Annotated in this window: 21 protein-coding genes, 1 tRNA gene and 3 pseudogenes; 15 read left to right on the top strand and 10 right to left on the bottom strand. The window is 72.3% G+C overall.

Going from position 1 to position 21731, the window contains the following annotated elements; all coding sequences use genetic code 11:
- Nucleotides 1-228: 228 nt before the first annotated feature.
- Nucleotides 229-1509 (bottom strand): M6 family metalloprotease domain-containing protein, encoded by a 1281-nt coding sequence (locus DRB89_RS30595; protein WP_112452599.1) that lies wholly within the window; start codon nucleotides 1507-1509, stop codon nucleotides 229-231.
- Between the two features lie 471 nt (nucleotides 1510-1980).
- Between DRB89_RS30595 and DRB89_RS30590 the strand changes: the two genes are divergently transcribed.
- From DRB89_RS30590 to DRB89_RS30575, 4 genes are all read left to right on the top strand, one after another.
- On the top strand, nucleotides 1981-2601 hold the full coding sequence (locus DRB89_RS30590; protein WP_239516888.1) for a TetR/AcrR family transcriptional regulator: 621 nt from the start codon (nucleotides 1981-1983) through the stop codon (nucleotides 2599-2601).
- Nucleotides 2602-2693: 92 nt separating this feature from the next.
- On the top strand, nucleotides 2694-4232 hold the full coding sequence (locus DRB89_RS30585; protein ID WP_112450829.1) for an MFS transporter: 1539 nt from the start codon (nucleotides 2694-2696) through the stop codon (nucleotides 4230-4232).
- A 128-nt stretch (nucleotides 4233-4360) separates the two neighbouring features.
- Complete coding sequence (locus DRB89_RS30580) at nucleotides 4361-5122, top strand: class III extradiol ring-cleavage dioxygenase (protein WP_112453738.1); 762 nt, start codon at nucleotides 4361-4363, stop codon at nucleotides 5120-5122.
- On the top strand, nucleotides 5115-5513 hold the full coding sequence (locus tag DRB89_RS30575) for a hypothetical protein (protein WP_162688792.1): 399 nt from the start codon (nucleotides 5115-5117) through the stop codon (nucleotides 5511-5513). The genes DRB89_RS30580 and DRB89_RS30575 overlap by 8 nt, the downstream gene beginning before the upstream one ends.
- Here DRB89_RS30575 and DRB89_RS30570 read toward each other — a convergent pair.
- Entirely contained in the window at nucleotides 5485-6123 is a 639-nt protein-coding gene (locus DRB89_RS30570) for a Uma2 family endonuclease (RefSeq protein WP_112450827.1), read from the bottom strand. The genes DRB89_RS30575 and DRB89_RS30570 overlap by 29 nt on opposite strands.
- A 138-nt stretch (nucleotides 6124-6261) precedes the next feature.
- A pseudogene (locus DRB89_RS45090) lies at nucleotides 6262-6468 on the bottom strand (GNAT family N-acetyltransferase); the annotation flags it as partial.
- Between the two features lie 216 nt (nucleotides 6469-6684).
- On the opposite strand from DRB89_RS45090, the gene DRB89_RS30565 reads away from it, so the two are divergent.
- From DRB89_RS30565 to DRB89_RS30530, 8 genes are all read left to right on the top strand, one after another.
- Nucleotides 6685-7662 (top strand): sigma-70 family RNA polymerase sigma factor, encoded by a 978-nt coding sequence (locus DRB89_RS30565; RefSeq protein WP_112450826.1) that lies wholly within the window; start codon nucleotides 6685-6687, stop codon nucleotides 7660-7662.
- 124 nt (nucleotides 7663-7786) lie between these two features.
- Nucleotides 7787-9481, top strand: a complete 1695-nt coding sequence (locus DRB89_RS30560; protein WP_239516403.1) for an ABC transporter substrate-binding protein — start codon at nucleotides 7787-7789, stop codon at nucleotides 9479-9481.
- Nucleotides 9478-10437 carry an ABC transporter permease gene (locus tag DRB89_RS30555; RefSeq protein ID WP_112452189.1) on the top strand — a complete coding sequence of 320 codons (960 nt, stop codon included), beginning with the start codon at nucleotides 9478-9480 and terminating at the stop codon, nucleotides 10435-10437. Before DRB89_RS30560 ends, DRB89_RS30555 begins: the two co-directional genes overlap by 4 nt.
- The gene (locus DRB89_RS30550) at nucleotides 10434-11288 is read left to right on the top strand and encodes an ABC transporter permease (RefSeq protein ID WP_112452190.1); all 855 of its coding nucleotides are present in this window, start codon (nucleotides 10434-10436) and stop codon (nucleotides 11286-11288) included. Before DRB89_RS30555 ends, DRB89_RS30550 begins: the two co-directional genes overlap by 4 nt.
- Nucleotides 11285-12331 (top strand): ABC transporter ATP-binding protein, encoded by a 1047-nt coding sequence (locus tag DRB89_RS30545; protein WP_112452191.1) that lies wholly within the window; start codon nucleotides 11285-11287, stop codon nucleotides 12329-12331. Before DRB89_RS30550 ends, DRB89_RS30545 begins: the two co-directional genes overlap by 4 nt.
- Nucleotides 12328-13146: an ABC transporter ATP-binding protein gene (locus DRB89_RS30540; protein WP_112452192.1), complete on the top strand. Its 819-nt coding sequence runs from the start codon at nucleotides 12328-12330 to the stop codon at nucleotides 13144-13146. The genes DRB89_RS30545 and DRB89_RS30540 overlap by 4 nt, the downstream gene beginning before the upstream one ends.
- Nucleotides 13147-13267: 121 nt before the next feature.
- Nucleotides 13268-14413 (top strand): agmatine deiminase family protein, encoded by a 1146-nt coding sequence (locus DRB89_RS30535; RefSeq protein WP_112452193.1) that lies wholly within the window; start codon nucleotides 13268-13270, stop codon nucleotides 14411-14413.
- 214 nt (nucleotides 14414-14627) lie between these two features.
- On the top strand, nucleotides 14628-15365 hold the full coding sequence (locus DRB89_RS30530) for a pyridoxamine 5'-phosphate oxidase family protein (protein WP_112452194.1): 738 nt from the start codon (nucleotides 14628-14630) through the stop codon (nucleotides 15363-15365).
- Between the two features lie 104 nt (nucleotides 15366-15469).
- Here the strand turns inward: DRB89_RS30530 and DRB89_RS30525 are convergent.
- Nucleotides 15470-15557: transfer RNA gene (locus tag DRB89_RS30525), tRNA-Leu, on the bottom strand.
- A gap of 235 nt (nucleotides 15558-15792) precedes the next feature.
- Between DRB89_RS30525 and DRB89_RS30520 the strand changes: the two genes are divergently transcribed.
- The gene (locus tag DRB89_RS30520) at nucleotides 15793-16167 is read left to right on the top strand and encodes a hypothetical protein (protein ID WP_162688791.1); all 375 of its coding nucleotides are present in this window, start codon (nucleotides 15793-15795) and stop codon (nucleotides 16165-16167) included.
- On the opposite strand, the gene DRB89_RS30515 is transcribed toward DRB89_RS30520, so the two are convergent.
- A complete protein-coding gene (locus DRB89_RS30515; RefSeq protein ID WP_112452736.1) occupies nucleotides 16151-17092 on the bottom strand; it encodes a beta-ketoacyl-ACP synthase III in 942 nt (313 codons plus the stop codon). The genes DRB89_RS30520 and DRB89_RS30515 overlap by 17 nt on opposite strands.
- A gap of 205 nt (nucleotides 17093-17297) precedes the next feature.
- Here DRB89_RS30515 and fdhD point away from each other — a divergent pair, with 205 nt between their 5' ends.
- Nucleotides 17298-18131 (top strand): formate dehydrogenase accessory sulfurtransferase FdhD, encoded by an 834-nt coding sequence (gene fdhD / locus DRB89_RS30510; RefSeq protein WP_112452735.1) that lies wholly within the window; start codon nucleotides 17298-17300, stop codon nucleotides 18129-18131.
- Between the two features lie 115 nt (nucleotides 18132-18246).
- Here the strand turns inward: fdhD and DRB89_RS30505 are convergent, their stop codons facing one another.
- The 3 genes and pseudogenes from DRB89_RS30505 to DRB89_RS30495 all read right to left on the bottom strand — a co-directional run bounded on the left by DRB89_RS30505 (nucleotide 18247) and on the right by DRB89_RS30495 (nucleotide 20175).
- The gene (locus DRB89_RS30505; RefSeq protein WP_112452734.1) at nucleotides 18247-18528 is read right to left on the bottom strand and encodes a hypothetical protein; all 282 of its coding nucleotides are present in this window, start codon (nucleotides 18526-18528) and stop codon (nucleotides 18247-18249) included.
- A gap of 124 nt (nucleotides 18529-18652) precedes the next feature.
- The gene (locus DRB89_RS30500) at nucleotides 18653-19084 is read right to left on the bottom strand and encodes a (2Fe-2S) ferredoxin domain-containing protein (protein ID WP_112452733.1); all 432 of its coding nucleotides are present in this window, start codon (nucleotides 19082-19084) and stop codon (nucleotides 18653-18655) included.
- 9 nt (nucleotides 19085-19093) lie between these two features.
- A pseudogene (locus DRB89_RS30495) lies at nucleotides 19094-20175 on the bottom strand (bile acid:sodium symporter family protein).
- Nucleotides 20176-20218: 43 nt separating this feature from the next.
- Here DRB89_RS30495 and DRB89_RS30490 point away from each other — a divergent pair.
- Nucleotides 20219-20566 (top strand): annotated as a pseudogene (locus DRB89_RS30490) (helix-turn-helix domain-containing protein); the annotation flags it as partial.
- A gap of 48 nt (nucleotides 20567-20614) precedes the next feature.
- On the opposite strand, the gene DRB89_RS30485 reads toward DRB89_RS30490, so the two are convergent.
- Nucleotides 20615-21445, bottom strand: coding sequence for a class I SAM-dependent methyltransferase (locus DRB89_RS30485; protein ID WP_112451507.1), 831 nt, complete (start codon nucleotides 21443-21445; stop codon nucleotides 20615-20617).
- Between the two features lie 106 nt (nucleotides 21446-21551).
- Complete coding sequence (locus DRB89_RS30480; protein ID WP_162688790.1) at nucleotides 21552-21716, bottom strand: hypothetical protein; 165 nt, start codon at nucleotides 21714-21716, stop codon at nucleotides 21552-21554.
- Nucleotides 21717-21731: the final 15 nt, after the last annotated feature.

Here is a 21731-nt window from a genome sequence, read left to right as displayed (position 1 = left end):
CGGTCGGGCAGGGGGCCGGAGGTCGCGAACCGGCGGGCCGAGCGACTCGACCTCGCGGCGCTCCCGGCAGGCCACCGCGGCGGCCTGCCGGGCACGAGGGCCGGTCCGGCCCGGGCCCTTCGGCCGGGCCCAAGGGCTGCGGGCGGGACGCCGGGCGGGACGCCGGGCGGGACGCCGGGCCGGACTCCGGGCCGGACGCCGGGCCCGACGCCGGGCGCGGGCGCCGGGTCACGGCCGGATGACCCGCACCTGGTAGCTGCCGTTGCGCAGTTCGCCCACGACCGAGACGCTGATGCCCGCCTTGTCGTCGGTGAAGGTCTCGCCCGGCCGGAACGGCGCGTCCGAGAGCTCCGCGTGCACATTGGGCCGCCGGGTGCACCCTCCGCTCGCATGGGAGCTGTCGGAGACGGTGACGGGCCCGCGGCCGGTGTCCACCTCGGAGTCCACCTTGTAGATGAGGACCCCGGGCTTGCAGATGGCCTCGTCGTTCCCGGCCCGGGTGCGCACCTCCACCGCGTACCCGGCGCTCTCCGACACCGGGATGAAGGCCAGCTTGGTGCCGCCCTCGACGGCGAGCGGGGACAGCACGTGGTCGCTGACGCCGGACTTTCCGGCGCAGCTGATCTGGGAGCCGTCGAGCCAGCCCAGCTTCCACTTGTGCCAGCCCAGCAGGTCGTTGTTGGCGCCCCAGTCCTCGCTCATGATGTCCCAGTGCCCGACCGTGCCCCCGCCGTCGGCGGTGTAGAGGTCGGGCAGGCCGAACACGTGCCCGTTCTCGTGGGGCAGGACGCGGTAGCCGGTCTCCCGGTAGGAGCCGGAGCCGTCGTCCTGGCGGCTGTAGACGAAGGACGTGTTGGCGAGCGGGACGCCGTCGGCCACGGGGGCCTCGGGGTTGCCGGAGAAGGTGACGGACAGGACCGTGTCGAGGGCGGAGGGCCCGGCGTTCGGCGTGACCAGGATGTTGATCAGGTCATACCGGGAGAAATCGACCTCGGCGTCGGCGGTTTTGACGATGTGTTCCACGAGCTGGCGGTAGCCGGGCTCGTACGGGGAGCCGCGCCCGATCCCGTACGCCGCGAAGGGCATCGGCATCCGCAGCCAGTTCCTTATGGGCGCCTCGGCGCGGTAGCTGAGCCGCCCGTAGGAGCTGGTGCGAAACCAGTCGGAGGTCTGCGGGAAGAACTCCGCCAGCCGGTCGGTCGCCGTGCCCTCGCCCTTGGCGTCGGGGAAGTCGATCATCAGGTTCAGCGCCCGGACCTCGCCGGTCGAGCGCGAGTACCCGGGAGGCGTCGGCAGCCCCTCGGACATCTGCACGCCCATGGCTCCGGAGATCCGGCAGGGCGCGAGCATCGATTCGGCGGAGGTCGCGGCCTTGGGGCCGGCCGCCGAATGGCCGCGGCTGGATATCCCCGCGCTCGCGGTCGCCGTGACGCCGAGGGCCAGCGCGGTGATGCCGATGTAGGCGCTGGTGCGGCGTGGCTTGCGTATCCGGTGGCGCGTCTGCGGCATGGAGATCGGCCTTCGGGTCCGCGGCAGCCGGCCGGGTCCGGACTGCGCTCTGTGCGATCACCCTCCGACGGCCCGGGCGTGCCCGCGCGCCGGGAGAGGCCAAACGGGACCGGAGGGGCTGCTGTGGTGTGACCCAGGTCACACGGGAGGGTGAAATAACCGGGGACCCCTTCCCCGTTTGAACGAGAGTCCCCACGAACCGGGGGCCTGCTCCCCGTTTCGACCGGACGGACCGAGCGGACGTACGCGTCACCGCGCCAGGGAGGCCCCGGAATGAAGCGCCCCACCGCCACCGCTCCGGCGGCCCTCCCCCTACCGGACCCGGAGGCGGCACTCGACCTCACGGCCCCGGCCGGGGTCTCGGCCGCGGGTTCGGTCAAGGCCCCGGCCCCGGCCCCGGCTCAGGCCCCGGCCCCGGCTCAGGCCCCGGCCCCGGCTCAGGCCCCGGCTCGGACCAAGGCTCCGGCCAAGGTGCCCCGCCCGCGGGCCGACGCCGTGCGCAACCGGGAGCGCATCCTGACCGCGGCGCGCGAGGCGCTCGTGGAGTTCGGCTCCGCCGCACCCCTCGACGAGATCGCCCGCCGGGCCGGCGTCGGCAACGCCACGCTCTACCGGCACTTCCCCGACCGGCCCACGCTCGTCCACCACGTCGTGCTCTTCGTGATGGACCGGGTGACGGCGCTCGCCGAGGACGCCCTGTCCCAGGAGCCGGACGCCTTCGCCGCCCTGTGCCGCTTCACGCACGGTGCGGCGGACGAGCGGATCGGCGCCCTGTGCCCCATGCTCTCCGGCGACTTCGACCGTGAGCACCCCGAACTGCTCGCCGCCCGCACGGCCTTGGAAGAGGCCGTCGACACCCTGCTCGGCGCCGGCCAGTCCTGCGGGCTGCTGCGCACGGACATCGGGGTCGGCGACCTGATGATCGCCCTGTCCCAGCTGAGCCGCCCCCTCCCGGGCACCGCCTGCTTCGACACCGACCTCTTCGTCCACCGCCATCTGCAGCTGTTCCTCGACGGCTTGAGGGCTCCGGCACGCTCCGAACTGCCGGGCGCGCCGACCACGCTGGAGGACCTGAGGCGGAAAACCATGTGACGCCCCGGGGCGCACCCGGTAGCGTCGCAAACCGCCCAAAATACCTTTCCTGATTCATTTCAGTCATCACGCACCGCGAAGTGGGTATCCCCATGTCCAAAACAGCCGCGAATCCGCCGCTGGCTGCCGCCGCCGACCCCAGCCGCTGGAAGGCCCTGGTCTTCATAGCCCTGGCGCAGCTGATGGTCGTCCTCGACGCCACCATCGTGAACATCGCCCTGCCGTCCGCCCAGACCGACCTCGGCATCTCGGACGGCAACCGCCAGTGGGTCATCACCGCGTACGCGCTGGCCTTCGGCGGACTGCTCCTCTTCGGCGGCCGCATCGCCGACAAGTGGGGCCGCAAGAACGCCTTCATCGTCGGCCTCATCGGCTTCGCCCTGGCCTCCGCGCTCGGCGGCGCCGCCCAGGGCGAGGCCATGATGCTGGGCGCCCGCGCCCTCCAGGGCCTCTTCGGCGCGCTGCTCGCGCCGGCCGCGCTCTCGCTGCTGGCCGTCATGTTCACCGACGCCAAGGAGCGCGCCAAGGCCTTCGGCATCTACGGTGCGATCGCCGGCGGCGGTGGCGCCGTGGGCCTGATCCTCGGCGGCTTCCTCACCGAGTACCTCAACTGGCGCTGGACGTTCTTCGTCAACATCCCGTTCGCGATCGTCGCCGCGGTCGGCGCCTGGATGATCATCCGCGAGCCGGCCGGCGGCCGTAACCGCGCGCCGCTCGACATCCCCGGCGTGCTCCTGTCCACGACCGGCCTGGTCGCCCTGGTCTACGGCTTCACCCGCGCCGAGTCGGCCGGCTGGTCGGACGGCCTGACCGTGGGCATGTTCGTCGCCTCCGTGGTGCTGCTCGCCTCGTTCGTCCTCGTCGAGTCCCGTACGACCCACCCGCTGCTGCCGCTGCGCGTGCTGCTGGAGCGCAACCGCGGCGGTGTCTACCTCTCGCTGGGCCTCGCCGTCATCTCGATGTTCGGCCTGTTCCTCTTCCTCACGTACTACCTGCAGGTCGTGAAGGGCTTCTCGCCCGTCAAGACCGGCTTCGCCTTCCTCCCGATGATCGTGGGCATGATCGCCGGCTCCACCCAGATCGGCGCCCGCCTGATGACGCGGGTTCCGCCGCGCCTGCTGATGGGCCCCGGCTTCATGGTCGCCGCCGGCGGCATGCTGCTGCTGACGCAGCTCGAGGTCGGCTCCTCCTACCCGGCGCTGATCCTGCCGGCGCAGCTGCTGCTGGGCCTCGGCATGGGCACCGCGTTCATGCCCGCCATGTCCCTGGCCACGTACGGGGTGAACCCGGCCGACGCCGGTGTCGCCTCCGCGATGGTCAACACCTCGCAGCAGGTGGGCGGCGCGATCGGCACCGCCCTGCTGAACACGATCGCCGCCTCGGCGACGACCGCGTACCTGACCGACCACGCGGCCGAGGCCGCGGCGGGCGGCCCGGCCGGGCAGCTGATCCAGGCCCAGGCCATGGTGGAGGGCTACGCCTCCGCGATCTGGTGGGCCGTCGGCATCCTGGTCGCCAGCTCGCTCATCGCCCTGACCCTCATCACCACGGGCAAGCCGGGTGCGGGCGGCCCGGTCGCCGAGGGCGCGGACGGCGAGGCCGACCTGAAGGTTCCGGTGATCGCCCACTGACCCGGCCGGATCCCGGGTCCTCCCGGGTGCGGGAATGACTGATGGCCCCGCGTTGTTCAAATTTGAACGACGCGGGGTTAGTCTTTTCCCGGCGGACCGCCCGAACACCTCTGGAGCTCCCGATGACGATGCCGGCGCTGTACCTGAGCCACGGAGCCCCGCCGCTGGCCGACGACCCGGTGTGGCCCGGCGAGCTGGCCGCCTGGTCCGCGGACCTGCCCCGCCCCCGGGCGATCCTGATGGTCTCCGCCCACTGGGAGGAGGCCCCGCTCGCCCTCGGCGCCACGGAGCCCGTCCCGCTCGTCTACGACTTCTGGGGCTTCCCCGAGCACTACTACCAGGTCCGCTACGGGGCTCCGGGCGCCCCCGAGCTGGCCGCGGCGGTACGAAAGCTCCTGAAGGCCCCCGGCACCCCGGTCCAGGACATCCCCGACCGGGGCCTGGACCACGGCGCGTACGTCCCGCTGGTGGAGATGTTCCCGGCGGCCGACATACCGGTGCTCCAGATCTCCATGCCGACCCTGGACCCGCGCCGCCTGATGGAGATCGGCCGCAAGCTCGCCCCGCTGCGCGACGAAGGCGTCCTGATCGTGGGCAGCGGCTTCTTCACCCACAACCTCGCCGCCCTGCGGCACACCGGCCCGGGCGTCCCCGGCTGGTCCGCGGAGTTCGACGCGTGGGGCCACGAGGCGCTGGCCGCCGGCGACGTGGACTCCCTCCTGGACTTCGAGGCCAAGTCCCCGGCGGGCCGCCTGGCCCACCCGCGCACGGAGCACTTCGCCCCGCTGTTCGTCACCCTGGGCGCGGCCGAATCCGAGCTCTCGACGGCGTCCACCCCGGTCTCGGGCTTCTGGATGGGCCTGTCGAAGCGCTCGCTGCAGTTTGGCTAGCGGCGACGGGTCCGGCCCCCGGACCCTCTGGTGCCCGAGCGGCTCGGCGTACGCGGCGGAGTCGGTGGTCCTGGCGGTCCGCGAAGGCCTCGACGGACCCCCGGTCTACCTCCCGGCCCCGCGCCCGGCGGCCGAGGCCCTGGCCGGACTCCCGCCCGGCACCGAACCGCGCCGCCTGCTGCGCCTGGCCTCCCACTGCGTCCCGCACTGCCTGAACCGCGCGGGCGAGACCTGCACCCTGGCCACCCGCCTGGCGGCGTCCGCACCCGCCGGGACCTCCGTCCCGTCCTGCCACCTCCGCCCGGCGTGTACGTGGTGGGCCCAGTCGGGCCCCGCGGCCTGCCGCGCCTGCCCCGAGGTCGCTACCCGCCGCCCCGGCCCGGCCCCGTGATGTCCTCGCCGATGGCGAACCCCTTGGCGGGTCCGGCCGGAATCGTGACGGAGGTCCCGTACGCGGCCCGAACCTCGTCTTCGTAGACGGCCTTCTCGGGGTCGGGCGAGGTCAGCACGGTGACGGTGCCGCCGTCGTCGAAATCGTCGATCAGGATGTAGACCGGGATCCCGGCGTGGGCGTAGGCCCGGCGCTTGCGGACTCGGTCGCGGGAGATGCAGTCGCGCCCGGGGGAGACCACCTCGACGACGAGCTCTACGGCCGAGGCCTTGATGCCGATGCCGTCCTCGGTGACGTGTTCTTGCGTGCCCTTCGGAGCGATGAACAGGTCCGGGATCCAGACTTTGCGGCCGTGGATGACGTTCATGTCCTGACGGGCGGCGTAGCCGCCGGCTGCCAGGAAGACCACGAGGGTGTCCCGCAGTTCGTTCACGGTCTCACCGTGGGAGTAGCGACCGGTTGGTGACACTTCGATGGACCCCTCGATGATCTCGGCGCGGAAGCCCTCGGGGAGTTTCTCGACTGCGGCCTGCCATGCGAGCCACAGGGCCTCGTCCAAATCTGAAGGGGGTGTGGCGGTCTCTGTGGTCTCGTGGGCGAGAGCGGTCATGGGTGCAGCACCTCCTCCTCAAGTGTGGGCGTCGCCGGCCGGACCGCACAAGCGACCCCCCGATGGTCGAGCGCCATCTGCGCGTGCCGCAGGGATATGCCAAACCCTCACTCGGAGAGGTGACACGGCCCTGGTCCGCTTTGGCCGGAACACGCTGCTTGTGGTGTATCCGGCGATTCGATCGCCAGTGCAGGCAACCAGAAGCCGGTGCGGACCGTCTTCACGGTGGGAGTGCGGCCGGGGGCGGCGCTGTTCCGGGGCGAAGACGGCCGTGGCGCATGTGACGGCGGTCTCACGGACGTGGTGGTTCCGCAAGTCCGTGAGCGTCTCCGGATCGGCCTCCATCCCGGGCCTGACCTGCACCTCTTCGGGCTCTGGCGGTGTCGCGGATCCGCCCGGGCCGGGGGGTGGCGGGGCAGGATACTGCAAGATCTCGGAAAATAGGGAGCGACGTGGGAATTCTGTCCCGATTCCAGTCGTTGTTTCCTTCGGAAGCGGGCACTCGGGAGAGTGTCCAGGCAGCCGCAGCACCGCGACCGAACTCATCGCAAGGGAGCACGCATGGCAACCCGCGCCGTCGCCCGTCGTCAGTCCACGAGCAGCGCTCGCGCCGTGGGCGGGGAGATCGCCGACCGTGACCTGGTCGGCATGTACCTCGACGAGATCGCCCGGACCCCGCTGCTCGACGCCGCCAAGGAAGTGGAGCTCTCGCAGATCATCGAGGCGGGCGTGTACGCCCGGCAGATCCTCGACGGGGCGATAGAGCGCAAGGGCAAGAAGCCCTCCCACGAGGAGCTGGAGTTCCTGGCCGCCGAGGGTGAGCGCGCCAAGGAGGTCTTCATCCGCTCCAACCTCCGCCTGGTCGTCGCCGTGGCCCGCCGCTACCCGCGCAGCGGTCTGCCGCTCCTCGACCTCATCCAGGAGGGCAATGCCGGCCTGGTGCGCGCCGTCGAGAAGTTCGACTACGCCAAGGGCTTCAAGTTCTCCACGTACGCCACGTGGTGGATCCGCCAGGCCATCACCCGGTCCATCGCCGACCAGTCCCGCACCATCCGCCTCCCCGTCCACCTGGTGGAGGAGCTCGGCCGGATCCGCCGGGTCCAGCGCGAGTTCAACCGGGAGAACGGCCGCGACCCGGAACACGCCGAGATCGCCGCCGAACTGGACACCACGCAGAAGCGCGTCGGCGACGTCCTGGACTGGGCGCGCGACCCGGTCAGCCTCAACATGGGGGTGGACGAGGACGGCGACACGCAGTTCGGTGACCTGCTGGAAGACACCTCGGCCATCTCCCCGGAGCAGTCCGTCCTCTCCCTGCTGCGCAGTGAGGAGCTGGAAGACCTGCTCGGCAAGCTCGACCAGCGCACCGCGTCGATCATCAAGATGCGTTACGGCATTGAGGACGGTCGGGAGCGTACCCTGACAGAGGTGGGCAAGCAGCACGGTCTGACCCGTGAGCGGATCCGCCAGATCGAGAAGCACGCGCTGTTGGAGCTGAAGCGGATGGCCCGGGACACGGGCTTCGACGCGGTGGCCTGACAGCCCCCCAAGAACGAGCCTACCGCCCCGACCCCACCCCTCACGCCCATACACCTCTGCCGCCGCCCACGGCCATCTCTTGGTGATGTCCCCATCCCTGCCCTGGTCCAGAGCAGCCAGGTCCGTGTCCGCGTCCGTGTCCGCGTCCGACCCGTCCCCGGCCGGCCCGCCCGCCGCCCGCCGCCGCTCCGCGCGCGGCCGGTACGCGCTCCCCGTCGCGGCGCTGGCCGCCCTCAGCCTGGTCACCGCATGCTCCGGCCCGCCCAAGGCGGGCGGCGGGACCACGTCGGACGCCGGCTTCAAGCTCTCCGCGGGCACTCCGGCCGCCGCGGGCGAGCTGGACTCCTTCACCTGGGCCCTGTACGCGGAACCCCCGACGCTGGACTACATCTCGGCCTTCGACTACCCGCAGAACACGATCCTGTCGAACGTCTGCGAGAGCCTGATGCGGTGGACCCCGCAGCTCACCATGGCTCCGGGTCTGGCCGAGAAGGCCTCCAACCCCACCCCCCTGACGTGGGTCTACGATCTGCGCGCGGGCGTGCGCTTCCACGACGGCGGCACGATGACCCCCGAGGACGTCGTCTACAGCCTCGGCCGTCAGATGGACCCGGCGAACGGGGCGGCCTGGAACAGCAACTTCTCCAACGTCGAGTCCGTCACCAAGACCGGCCCGCTCCAGGTGACCGTCTCGCTGAAGCAGCCCGACTCGCAGTTCCCGCAGTACATGGCGACGGCGGCCGGCGTGGTCGCCTCCGAGGCCGGCGTGGAGAAGGCCGGCGAGGACTACGGCACCGCCGGCAGCCTCGACTGCACCGGCCCCTTCTCGCTGGGCAGCTGGAACAAGGGCCAGTCCATCGAGCTCAAGCGCTTCGACGGCTACTGGGGCCCCAAGGCCAAGTCCGCGAAGGCCGTCTTCACCTTCCTCACCGACCCCTCGGCCCGTACCAACGCCATGCTGAGCGGCGAGGCGGACGGCGGGTACCTGATCCCCACCGAGAGCTACTCCCGGCTGAGCAACAGCGGCACGGGCAAGCTCTACTTCGGCGAGGGCCTCAGCACCGTCAACGTCAACGTGACCAGCATGAAGGGCGCGCTCGGCGACGTCCGCGTCCGCCGGGCACTGTCCCTGGCCCTGGACCGGCGCGGCTTCGTCAAGGCGGGCCTGGGCGGCGCGGGCACCGTCACCACCTCGCTCACCACCAAGGCCGCCTGGGCCGAGGCTCCCGAGGACGTCCGCAAGGCCGCCTTCGACGGGCTCCCCTCGCCCGAGCAGAACATCGAGGCCGCCAAGCGGATGATCGAGGAGGCGGGGGCCACCGGGAAGACGGTGACCATCGCCACCAGCTCGATCGGCCAGGACGTCTCGCTGCTGGCCACCGCCGTCCAGGACGCCGGCACCAAGATCGGGCTGAAGGTCGTGCTGAAGACCATCGCCCCCAACGCCTTCACCTCGCTGTTCACCGATCCCGCGGCGCGCGAGGGCCTCGACATGTTCCCGGAGACGTACTACGACTCCATCACCGACCCGATGGACCTGCTGAGCAACTTCCAGACCGGGGCCTACCAGAACTACGCCGGCTACAGCGACGAGGCGTACGACGCGCTGAACGACAAGGCCCGGGCCGAGTACGACCCCGCCAAGCGCTTCGCGACCGCCGCCGAAATGCAGAAGAAGGCCGCCGACCAGGTGCTGTGGATCCCGGTCGCCGAGTGGCCGACCGCCGTCTTCCTGAACAAGCGGATCACGGGCGCGCCCACCACCATCTCCTACCTCTACCACCCGTGGGCGGCGGACGTCGGGGCGGCCGCGAAATGAGCTTCCTGCGCTTCGCCGCACGCCGGCTGGCCGAAATGGCGGCCACCCTGCTCGGCGCCTCCTTCGTGATCTTCGGCGCCCTGTACCTGGCCCCCGGCAACCCGGCGAGCTTCCTCCTCGGGGGCCGCTCCGCCTCCCCGGAGGCCCTGCAGGCGATCAACGAGCACTACCACCTGGACGACCCGTTCGCGGAGCGGTACCTGCACTGGCTCGGGCAGGTCGTCCAGGGCGACTTCGGCCGCTCGATCACCTACCGCACCGACGTGTCGCGGCTGCTGGCGGACCGCCTGCCCAACACCCTGATGCTGATCTCGATGGCGCTCGTACTGGTCCTCGTGTTCGGGCTGATCCTGGGCTGGACCGGCGCGGTCCGCGGCGGGAGCACCGACTCGGCGATCCTGGTGACGACCACCTTCGCCATCGGCACCCCGTCGTTCGTCGCCGCCGTCCTGCTGCAGGGCCTGTTCGCGGTGCGGCTGCACTGGTTCCCCACCGGGGGAACCGGCGACGGGTTCGGGCAGATGCTGTGGCACCTGACCCTGCCGGCCGTCGCGCTGGCGCTCTACCTGATCGGCATGCTCGCCCGCGTCACGCGCGCCGCGATGCTCGACGTCCTGGGCCAGGAGCACGTCACGGTCGCCCGGAGCCGGGGGGTCCGCGACAGCCTGGTCATCCGGCGCCACGTGTTCCGCAACGCCCTGGGCACCGTGCTCACCACCGGCGGGCTCATCGTCTCCACCCTGCTCGTCTGCACCGTCCTGGTGGAATCGGCGTTCAGCGTGGGCGGCATCGGCCAGCTCCTCGAACTGTCCACCACCACCAAGGACTTCCCCACCGTGCAGGCCATCTCCCTCATCATGGTCGCGCTGTTCATGACGGTGAACCTCGTCGTGGACCTGCTCCACCCGCTGGTCGACCCCCGGGTCTCCCTCGACCCCTCGAAGAAGGCCGCGTGAGTGCCGTCCTGGTGCGCCGGCCGGGCCTCTCCCGGTTCCGGACCACTCGCGCCCCCCTCTCCGTGCTCTGCGCCGGGTTCGTCGCCGTCGTCGTCCTCGTCGCGGTGCTCGCCCCCTGGATCACCCCCTACGATCCCAACACCGCCGACCTGGGCAACGCCCTCGCGGGCCCTTCCGCCGACCACCTCCTCGGGGTCGACGCCTCCGGCCGCGACACGCTGTCGCGGCTGATCCTGGGAGCCCGCACCTCCCTCCTCGGCCCGCTCGGCGTGGTCGCCTTCTCCACCGCGGCCGGCGTGGCCATCGGCACCGCCGCCGCGTGGCGGGGCGGCTGGCTTGACTCGGTCCTGTCCCGCAGCACCGAGCTGGTCTTCGCCTTCCCCGGCATGCTGCTCGCCATCCTGATCGTCTCGGTGTACGGCGAGGGGCTGCTCGCCCCCGTCATCGCCCTGGCCATCGCCTACCTGCCCTACGTCAGTCGGCTCACCCGCTCCCTCGTCCTGGCCGAACGCTCCCGCCCGTACGTGGAGGCCTACCGGGTGCAGGGCCACTCGGGGGCGCAGATCTGCCTGCGCCACGTCATCCCCGCCGTCATGCCCGTCGTCCTGGCCCAGTCCACGATCAACTTCGGCTACGCCCTGATCGACCTGGCCGGGCTCTCCTTCCTCGGGCTGGGCGTACCGGCCCTGACCCCCGACTGGGGCCGCATGGTCTTCGACGGCAACGCCGCCATCCAGGCCGGGTACCCGCTCTCGGCGGTCGTGCCGTGTGTGGCCATCGTGCTGACCGTGGTCGCCTTCAACGTCGTCGGCGAGCGCTGGGCCGACAAGGTAGCCAGGAGGACCCCATGAGCCCGGTGCACACCCTTGAGATCCAGGGGCTGCGGCTGCGCCTGCCGGACACCGCCCGGCCCGTCCTGGACGGGGTCGACCTCGCCGTCGGCCCCCGCGAGACGGTCGCGCTGGTCGGCGAGTCCGGATCCGGCAAGAGCCTCACCTCGCGGAGCGTGCTGGGGCTGCTGCCCGGGGGCGCCCGGGCGGAGGGCCGGGTGCGGGTGGTCGGCGATGACGTGCTGACGATGACGCCCGCGCAGCTGCGGGTGCTGCGGACCGGCACGGCGGCCATGATCTTCCAGGATCCCCGGGCGGCCGTGAACCCGATGCGCCGCGTCGGCGACTTCCTCACCGAGAGCCTGCGGCTGAACGCCAAGGCGTCCAAGGCGACCGCCGAGGAGCGGGCGGTGGAGATGCTGGAGGCCGTCGGCCTCACGGCGGGGGCGCTGCGCAAGTATCCCGGCCAGTTGTCCGGCGGGATGCTGCAACGGGTCGTGATCGCGGCCGCGTTGATGGGCGATCCCGCCCTGATCCTCGCCGACGAGCCCACCACGGCTCTGGACGTCACCACCCAGGCCGAGGTGGTCGCCCTCCTCGGTGATCTGCGCGAACGCTTCGGCACCGGGCTGCTGTTCGTCACGCACGACCTCGGACTCGCCGCCGCGATCAGCGACCGCGTGTACGTGATGTACGCGGGCCGGATCGTGGAAACGGGCCCGGCCGACGAGCTGTTCACCCGGCCCCGCCACCCGTACACGGTGGCGCTGCTGGACTCCACCCCGCGCCTGGACGGGCCGCGGGGGCGGCTCGCCGCCATCGACGGCCGGCCCCCGGGCCTGCGCGAGGAGCTCACCGGTTGCCCCTTCGCGGCGCGCTGCGCGTTCGCCACCGACGTGTGCACGCGCGAGGCACCGGAGCTCCTCCCGGTCGCCGGCGAGCCGGGCCGGCTGACCTCCTGCCACCACGGCGACCTGGTCGCGCGGGCTGAACGGGACCGCGCGGAGCGTACGGAGCGTACGGACGGCACGGAAGGTACGGAACGGAAGGAACTCCACTCATGACGACGACGACGGCGACCGCGGCGAAGACCGTCCTGGAAGTCGCGGGCCTGTACCGGTCCTTCGGCGGTGTCCGGGCCGTGGACGACGTGTCGTTCGTGCTGCCCGAGGGCGGCTCCCTGGGCATCGTCGGCGAATCGGGGTCGGGCAAGACGACCACCGCCCGCATCGTGGTAGGCCTGGAGCGCGCGGACACGGGCCGGGTCCTGATCCACGGCCGCGACCGGGGCGAGCACCGGCGCGGCAAGGCCGGGCGCCTGGAGCGGGCCCGGGAGATCCAGATGGTCTTCCAGGACCCCTTCCTGTCCCTGGACCCGCGCACCACGGTGGGCGGAGCGCTGTGGGAGACCCTGAAGCTGCACTTCCCCGGCACCGACCACACCCGCCGGATCACCGAACTGCTCGACCAGGTCGGCCTCGGGGCCCGCGAGGCCGACGCCCTGCCCCGACGGCTCTCGGGCGGGCAGCGCCAGCGCGTCGCGATCGCCCGGGCGCTGGCGGTCGAACCGTCCGTCCTCGTCCTGGACGAGGCGGTGGCCGCCCTGGACGTCTCGGTGCAGGCGCAGATCCTGAACCTGCTCTTCGACATCCGCGAACAGACCGGCATCGGCTACCTGTTCATCACCCACGACCTCGGCGTCGTCCGCTGTGTCACCGATGAAGTGATCGTCATGCGGAACGGCCGGATCGTGGAGGCGGGACCGACGGCACAGGTCCTCGCCGACCCCCAGCACCCTTACACGCGCCTGCTCCTGGAGTCCGTACCCCGCCCGGGGTGGGACCCGCGGGGCATCGCCGCCGCGCGCCGCGCCTTGTGAGGGGGCCGTGGGCGCGGCGGCGCCCACGGCCGCCACGCCAGCACGCCAGCACGCCAGCACGCCAGTACGCCAGCACCTCAACGCATTCGACCGTCCACGCACGACTGATCGGAGAGCAGAGATGAACGAGCACACCGTACGGACTCTGGACAGACGGGGTTTCCTGACCGCGGCGGGCGTCACCGCCGCCGGCGCCGCCATCGCGGCGGTCGGCGGGCAGGCCTTCGCGGCCGTCCGCCCGTCGGCTGCGGCCGCCGCCGGGAGCTTCGCCGTCCCGATCGACACCGTCCGGCACACCCGGACCTGGATGGCGTGGCCCGACAGCTCCGCCATCTGGGGCCGCCAGCTGGCCGGCGTACAGGCGAACATAGCCCTCATCGCGAAGACCATCGCGAAGTACGAGCCGGTCGTCATGTGTGCCAACTCCGCGAGCGTCTCCAAGGCCAGGAGCGCCTGCGGTTCGGCCGTCACCGTCATCAGCACGATCCCGGTCGACGACTGCTGGATGCGCGACAGCGGCCCGGTGTTCCGTACCAACGGGGCGGGCGGCCTGGACGCGGTCGGCCTGAACTTCAACGGCTGGGGCAACCAGCAGACCCACGCCAAGGACTCCCTGGTCGCCGGCCGGGTCGCCGCCTACGCCGGAGTGCCGTTCTCCACCGCGGGCTTCATCGGCGAGGGCGGCGCGGTGGAGACGGACGGCGCCGGCACCCTCATGGCCACCCGCAGCTCCCTCATCAACCCGGACCGCAACCCGAGCCTCAGCCAGGCCCAGCTGGAAGCGGCCATGTGCGCCGCCTTCGGCGCCTCCAAGGTCGTCTGGTTCAAGGGCGTCCTCGGCCGGGACATCACCGACGACCACGTCGACGCGACGTCCCGGTTCCTCTCGGAGGGCTCGGGCCTGGTGCAGTGGCCGCTCGCCAGCGACACGGACGCCTGGTCTAAGGACGCGCGCCAGCAGTTCCAGATCCTGTCCACCACCACCAACGCCCAGGGGCACCCGGTCGCGGTCACCAAGATCCAGGGCCCGAACTACGACAAGATCCGCTCCACGAGCCCCGACTTCGTGGCCGCCTACGCCAACTACTACGTGTGCAACGGCGCGGTCATCTCCTCGCAGTTCGGTGACGCGAGCGCGGACGCCGCGGCCAGGGTCACCCTCCAGCGGGCCTTCCCGGGCCGGACCATCGAGCAGCTCAACACCGACAGCCTCGGCGCGGGCGGCGGCGGCATCCACTGCGTCACCCAGCAGCAGCCGGTCCCGTAACGGCGGGCCCCGCCCCGCCACCCGAGGACGGAGCCACCCGACCGCCGGGCCGCCAGGCCGCCGGACGGGAGAACGCGTCTGGCCCCCTGCTGACCACGGGGGGCCAGACAGCCTTTCCGGCCCTTCCGCCGGGTCCGCGCGTCGGACGGGGGCGGAGGCGGGAGGCCGCGTTCTACTGGCAGGCACGGAGATCCGTCCCCGCTGTGGAGGTCGCATGAGCAACGCCCCGGACAGCCCGCCCGCCGCCCCCACGGGGTCGTACGCGCCGACCGACCTGACCGTTCCGGGCCGGATGCGGGAGTGGGCTTCGTACGACCGGAACCTGGTGCACGCGATCCTCGACGAGGCGTTCGTCTGCCACCTGGGCTTCGTCCGCGACGGCAGGCCCGTGGTCCTGCCCACCCTGTACGCCCGGGTCGGCGAACGCCTCTACCTGCACGGCGCGGTGGACTCCCGGCCCATGCGGCTGGCCGAGGCGGGCGGGAGCCGGTCCGACGGGGAGGACTCCGGCCTGGACGTCTGCGTGACCGTCACCCACCTGGACGGGCTGATCCTGGGCCGGTCCGCCTTCCGGCACTCCGTCAACTACCGCTCCGTGGTCGCCCACGGCCGCGCGCACCGCGTGACCGATCCCGAGGAGAAGGGCCGGGCGCTCCGGACGATCGTGGAACACGTCGTCCCGGGCCGGTCCGCGGACACCCGCCCGCCCGACGCGCGGGAGCTCGACGGCGTCGCCGTCCTGCGCCTCGACCTGAACGAGGTCTCCGCGAAGTCCCGCGTCGGCGGGCCGAACGACGAGCCCGGGGACGCCGGCCTTCCGCACTGGTCGGGGCAGGTCCCGCTGATCCGGGGGTACGGCACGCCGGTCCCCGCGGCGGACATCACCCCCGGAGTCGCCCTGCCCGAGTACCTCATGCGGCTGGTCCGCCCCGCGGGACCGGCCACCGCCTGAGCGGCACCGTACGACGGGCCGCACGACGGACCGTACGACCAGTGGATGCTCTTCATCGAGAAGTCCGGAAACGCAAAAGAACCCCACCGAAGTGGGGTTCCTGCTGGTGTCCGAGGGGGGACTTGAACCCCCACGCCCGATAAAGGGCACTAGCACCTCAAGCTAGCGCGTCTGCCATTCCGCCACCCGGACCAGGTGGTCGGCCCCGGTTTCCCGCGGCGACATGGACAACAATAGCAAAGGTTCGGCGCGGTTCCGACCAGGTATTTCACCCGGGCCGAGTCCGACGCGCCGCGCTGACCTGCGGGCATGTCCGGGGGCGGGCCCCGCGGGTCAGGCGAGACGGGGCGTCTCTCGATCGGGCGGCGCCGTGGGTGCGCTCCCCCGCGGCCGGTGCCGGTTCTCGATGCCGACCCACGGGCGCGGGGTGCTCTGGTTTGCGCTCCCCAACGCCCTCTCCGTGCTGTCGGTGACGGCCGCCGGGGTCGCCTGCTACCTGGCCGGGGACACCGCTTTCCGGCTGGTGCCGGGGATCAGGCCGGTACGGTTCCGCGCGCTCGCGGTGGTGCCCGTACTGGCGACCGCGGCTGCGGGCATGCGGCTCGGGGCCGCCTGCCAGCTGACCGGGCTCGTCCTGGTGCTCCTGGGCGCGCTGGCGGCGGAGGCGCGCGCCGTGGGCACGGCCCACGCCGAGGCCCCCGCCCCCGCTCCCGCCCCCGCTCCCGCTCCGGAGGAGCACGGGAGCTCCGCCGGTGCCGCCGGTGCCGGCGGCGGCACCGGGGCGGCTACGGGCAGCGGATGACCTGGCCGGCGTAGGAGAGGTTGCCGCCGAAGCCGAAGAGGAGGACAGGCGCCCCGGAGGGGATCTCGCCGCGCTCGACCAGCTTGGACAGGGCCATCGGGATGGAGCCGGCCGAGGTGTTGCCGGAGTCGACGACGTCGCGCGCGACGACGGCGTTGACCGCGCCGATCTTGGCGGCGAGCGGCTCGATGATCCGCAGGTTCGCCTGGTGGAGGACGACCGCGGCCAGTTCCTCGGGGGTGACCCCGGCCTTCTCGCAGACCTTGCGGGCGAGCGGCGGGAGCTGGCTGGTGGTCCAGCGGTACACGGACTGGCCCTCCTGCGCGAAGATCGGCGGCGAGCCCTCGATGCGGACCGCGTGGCCCATCTCGGGCACCGAGCCCCACAGGACCGGGCCGATGCCGGGCTCGTCACAGGCCTCGACGACGGCCGCGCCGGCACCGTCGCCGGTCAGGACGCAGGTGGTGCGGTCGGTCCAGTCGGTGATCGCGGTCATCTTGTCGGCGCCGATGACGAGCGCGCGGGTGGCGGCGCCGGCCCGGATCGCGTGGTCGGCGGTGGCCAGGGCGTGCGTGAAGCCCGAGCAGACGACATTGATGTCCATGACGGCGGGATGGCCGCCCATGCCCAGCTTGGCGGCGACGCGGGCGGCCATGTTCGGGGAGCGGTCGATGGCCGTCGAGGTGGCGACGAGGACGAGGTCGATGTCGTCCGGGGTCAGGCCCGCGCTCGCGAGGGCCTTGCCGGCGGCCTGGTAGGCCAGCTCGTCCACCGGTTCGTCGGGGCCCGCGATGTGCCGGGTCTTGATCCCGACGCGGGAGCGGATCCACTCGTCGTTGGTGTCCACCATGGCCGCGAGGTCCTCGTTGGTGAGCACTCTTGCGGGCTGGTAGTGCCCTAGCGCCACCACGCGTGAACCGGTCATGGGCGGGGTCCCCCCTCGTACGGCAGTCAGGACGTCCCAGCTTCGCCTGCTACCCATGGGTACGGGGGCGCGTGACCCGACAGGATTCAGTGCCCTGAATTTGGAGCTTCCCGAGGATCTTCCAGCCGGGGACGGTGCCCGAAGCGGATCCGCGAGAATGGGTGGACGAGCCGCACGACAAGGACAGAACAGGTGGGCTGATCACATGGGACGGGTCACCGAACGGCGTCGCGTCGTACGGATCCGGAATGGCGTGGCGGGCACCCGGGCGGACACGCTGGTGGCCGAGGAGCCCCTGGAGATACGGCTGAACGGCAAACCGCTGGCCATCACGATGCGCACGCCGGGCGACGATTTCGCGCTCGCCGTGGGCTTCCTGGTCAGCGAGGGAGTGCTCGGATCGGCCTCGGACGTCGCCGCCGTCACCTACTGCGAAGGCGCGGCGGAGGACGGAACGAACACCTACAACGTGGTGAACGTACGGCTGGCCGCGGGGGTTCCCGTGCCGGACATCTCACTGGAGCGGAACGTCTACACGACCTCGTCCTGCGGGCTGTGCGGCAAGGCCAGTCTGGACGCGGTGCGCACGGCGACCCGGTTCCCGGGGGTCGCGGACGATCCGGTACGGGTGGGTGCGCGGCTGCTCGGTGAGCTGCCGGACCGGCTGCGCGCGGAGCAGAAGGTCTTCGACCGCACGGGCGGGCTGCACGGCGCCGGGCTGTTCACGGCGCGGGGCGAGCTGATCGACGCACGGGAGGACGTGGGCCGGCACAACGCGGTCGACAAGCTCATCGGCCGGGCCCTGCAGGCCGGTCTGCTGCCGCTGACGGGGTCGGTGCTGCTGGTGTCGAGCCGGGCCTCCTTCGAGCTGGCGCAGAAGGCGGTGATGGCGGGCATCCCCGTGCTGGCGGCCGTGTCGGCGCCGTCGTCCCTCGCCGTGGACCTCGCGCAGGAGTCGGGGCTGACGCTGGTCGGCTTCCTGCGGGGCGGGAACATGAACGTCTACGCGGGCGAGGACCGGATCGACCTGTCGGCGTGAGCGCGGGGCCTGGGTGAGGTGCGGCCGGGGTGCGGCCGGGGTGAGGTGCGGCCGGGGTGAGGTGCGGCTGCGGGGCGGGGGCCGGCGTGCGGCCCGCGCCCCGCAGGGGCCGCCGCTACTTCTGGGCCAGGACCCCGGCGCCGGTGTGCGCGGTTCCCGGAGCGGCCTCGATCGTCTGGCTGTACGGGTTGTCCTTGGACGCGGCCTTGATCTTCTGGGCCGGCACGTGGTCGGTGCCCGGGGCGGCCTCGATCGTCTTCTGGAGCGAGGCCTTGCCGCCGCCGTGCCCTCCGTGGCCGCCACCGCCGTCCGCCGCGTTGGCGACCCCGCCTCCGAGTACGAGGCTGCCGAGCAGGACGGCGGCCGAAGTGGCGGCGATGCGCTTGCTGATCTTCATGAGGGGGCTCCTTGCCGTGGGTGTTTCCGACTGACACCCCGAAGGTAGGAGAACCGGGCATTTCGCCGCTCTAACGCTCTGGGCCTCCGGACCCCCTCCGTCCTTACTCCGGCCCGACCGGGCGTCAACGCCCCTTGCGGCCGCGGCGGGAGCCGGGTGTGGCCGGCTTCGGGGCCGGGGGGTCGATGCGGTGGAGGTCGAGGGTCGGCGGGACCGGGGTGACTCCGGGGCCGCCCGACGCGGCCCAGGCGATGACCTCGTCGGTGGCGGTGTCGTCCAGGGCCCAGCCGAACCAGGCCGCGCGGGCGCCGCGGCGCCGGGCCTCGGTGGTGGGCTGGACCACGATGACGTTGGCCTGTGCGCAGGGCCCGAGGCAGTCGCTCGTACGGACCGCGAGGCGGCCCCCGGACGCCGCGGCGGCCTCGCGCAGGCGGGCCAGCTGACCCGCGTGGTCGGTGCCGGGGTTCTTGCGGGGGTCGCCGCAGCAACAGCCCCGGCACACCACCAGGGTGCAGGGGCGTTCGGCGGTGGCGGAGAGCGGGCGTATCCAGGTCACCGCCGAACGCTACCGGGCCCGCGGAGCCCGGTGTCGGACGGCGCGGGAGACCTCCGCCACACGTTCAACGGCGGCGGGTTCGGCGCCGGTCCGCCCCGCGTCACCGCTCTCCCCCGCGTCCTCCCGGGCGTCGCGGGCACGGCGCCGGGCCAGGACCGCGCAGACCATCAACTGCATCTGGTGAAAGAGCATCAGCGGCAGCACGGCCAGGCTCGCCTGCGCACCGAACAGCACGCTGGCCATGGGGAGTCCGGCGGCCAGGCTCTTCTTCGACCCCGCGAACTGGATGGCGATCCGGTCCCCCCGGTCGAACCCGAGGCGCTTGGCCCCGTACCAGGTGACCAGCAGCATCACGGCGAGGACGACGGCCTCCACCACCATCAGCGCGCCGAGGCGCGCGACGCTCACCTGGTGCCAGATCCCGGCGACCATGCCCGCGCTAAAGGCGGTGTAGACGACGAGCAGGATCGAACCGCGGTCCACGCGGCCCAGGACCTTCTTGTTGCGGACGAGGAAGCCGCCGACCCAGGGGCGCAGGGCCTGGCCGAGGAGGAAGGGCAGGAGGAGCTGGAGGACGATCTTCAGCAGGGAGTCGAGGGAGAACCCGCCGGCGCTGTTGCCGAGCAGGCCGGCGGCGAGGAGGGGGTGAGGAAGATGCCGATGAGGCTGGAGAAGGAGCCGGCGCAGATCGCGGCGGGGACGTTCCCCCGGGCGATCGAGGTGAAGGCGATGGAGGACTGGATGGTGGAGGGGACCAGGCAGAGGAAGAGCAGGCCGCTGTAGAGCGGGGCCGTGAGGAGGGTGGGGACCAGGGCGTGGGCGGCGAGGCCGAGGAGGGGGAAGAGGACGAAGGTGCAGGCGAGCACGGTGAGGTGGAGCCGCCAGTGGCGCACGCCGTCGAGGGCCTCGCGGGTGGAGAGCCGGGAGCCGTAGAGGAAGAAGAGCAGCGCCACGGCTCCGGTGGAGGCCGCCTCGGCGAGGGGGGCGGCCGCGCCGCGGGCGGGGAACAGGGCGGCGACGGCGACGGTGGCGAGCAGGCCCGTGATGAACGGGTCCACGGGGAGCCGGGCGGGGAGGTGCGGGCGGCGCATGGGTGCTCGGCAGCGTCAGGTGTGTATCAGAGACAGCCCCCGGGCACTCCAGCGGCTGGACGAACCCCTCACCGTGGAGGACCTGGCCCGGCAGGCACGGATGAGCTCGCGGCATCTGGGCCGCCACTTCAAGTCGCTCACCGGCACCACCCCGCTGCAGTGGCTGCACACCCAGCGCATCCGCCACGCCCAGGAGTTGTTGGAGACCACCGACGCCACCATCGACACCATCGCCACGGCCACCGGCATGGGCACGTCCACCACCCTGCGCCGGCACTTCCACCGGACCGTCGGCGTCCCGCCGGACACCTACCGGCGCACCTTCCGCTCGCACGCTCGCCCCCACCCCGCCCCCTCCGGGCAGCACGAGCAACACCAGCACCAGGCCTGATCGCGCGGGCCCCCGAGGTGGCGGGGACCCGCGTGATCAGCAGCCGGACTACGCGGGCTTGTCGGCCCGATGGGCCGTGACCAGGAGGTACTCCCAGTCCATGGCTCCGTCGACGAGGTGCCGTGCGACCAGGTCGTCGAGGGCCGCATCGAGGGCGGCCACCCGCTCGGGGTCCTCGGCGATGAAGCGGTACGTGGCGATGGTCGGCCCGTAGCAGGCCTTGAAGTACTCCCGGAACTCCTCCGGCCGCGCGAACCGGTCCACGCGCAACGGCTGCCGCCGGGCGTCGACGTCGATCACGCGGTCCCCGAGCAGGGAGTGCACGTGTTCCGGGTCGCCCCACAGGGGCGGCGGCTGGACACCGGGCGGCGGCGGGGGAGCGTAGGGACGCATCGTGGCGAACATCTGCCCGATGAACCCCTCGGGGGTCCAGTTGATCAGGCCGATGGTGCCGCCCGGCCGACAGACCCGGACCAGTTCGTCGGCCGCCTGCTGGTGGTGCGGCGCGAACATGACGCCGACGCAGGACATCACCGTGTCGAACTCGCCGTCCGCGAAGGGCAGGGCTTCCGCGTCCGCTTCCCGCCAGTCCAGCCGGGCCGCTGACGCCTCCGCGAGGTGGCGTCCGGCCTCCAGGAGCTCGGGCGTGAGGTCGGAGGCGATGACGTCGGCGCCCAGGAGGGCCGCGGGGATGGCCGCGTTGCCGGAGCCGGCCGCGACATCGAGCACCCGGTCGCCCTGCCGGATTCCGCACGCCCGCACCAGCTGGCCACCGAGCCCGTGGACGACGTTCGTCGCCACGGAGGGGTAGTCCCCCAGCGCCCACATCGCGCGGTGCTTCGCCTTCAGGGGGTCGGGGGGTGCATTTTCGTTGCTCATGTCCCTATGACTAGCGCCTGCGCACGGCCCGGGGTCAGGGCCATGAGGGTGACACCGTGGCGCCCGCGGACCCCGGGACGCGGTGCCGTACGCCCACGGCCGAGGATCATGCCGTGTTCGCGGCGATGAGGAACCAGGCCGTCAAGAACGCGCACAGCAGGAACAGGCTCCCTGACACGAGGAGGCAGCCGGCCCGCTCTTCCCGTGGCCTGAAGTACGCGATGGCGACGCACCCGGCCAGGATCAGCAGGCCGAAGATCACGAAGGACAAGACAAGACCGAGTGC

Origin of the sequence: Streptomyces sp. ICC4, assembly GCF_003287915.1 — a bacterium.
Lineage (GTDB): Bacteria > Actinomycetota > Actinomycetes > Streptomycetales > Streptomycetaceae > Streptomyces > Streptomyces tritrimontium.
The sequence above is the reverse complement of the archived record's forward strand: the minus strand, read 5'-3'. Positions and strand labels throughout refer to the sequence as shown.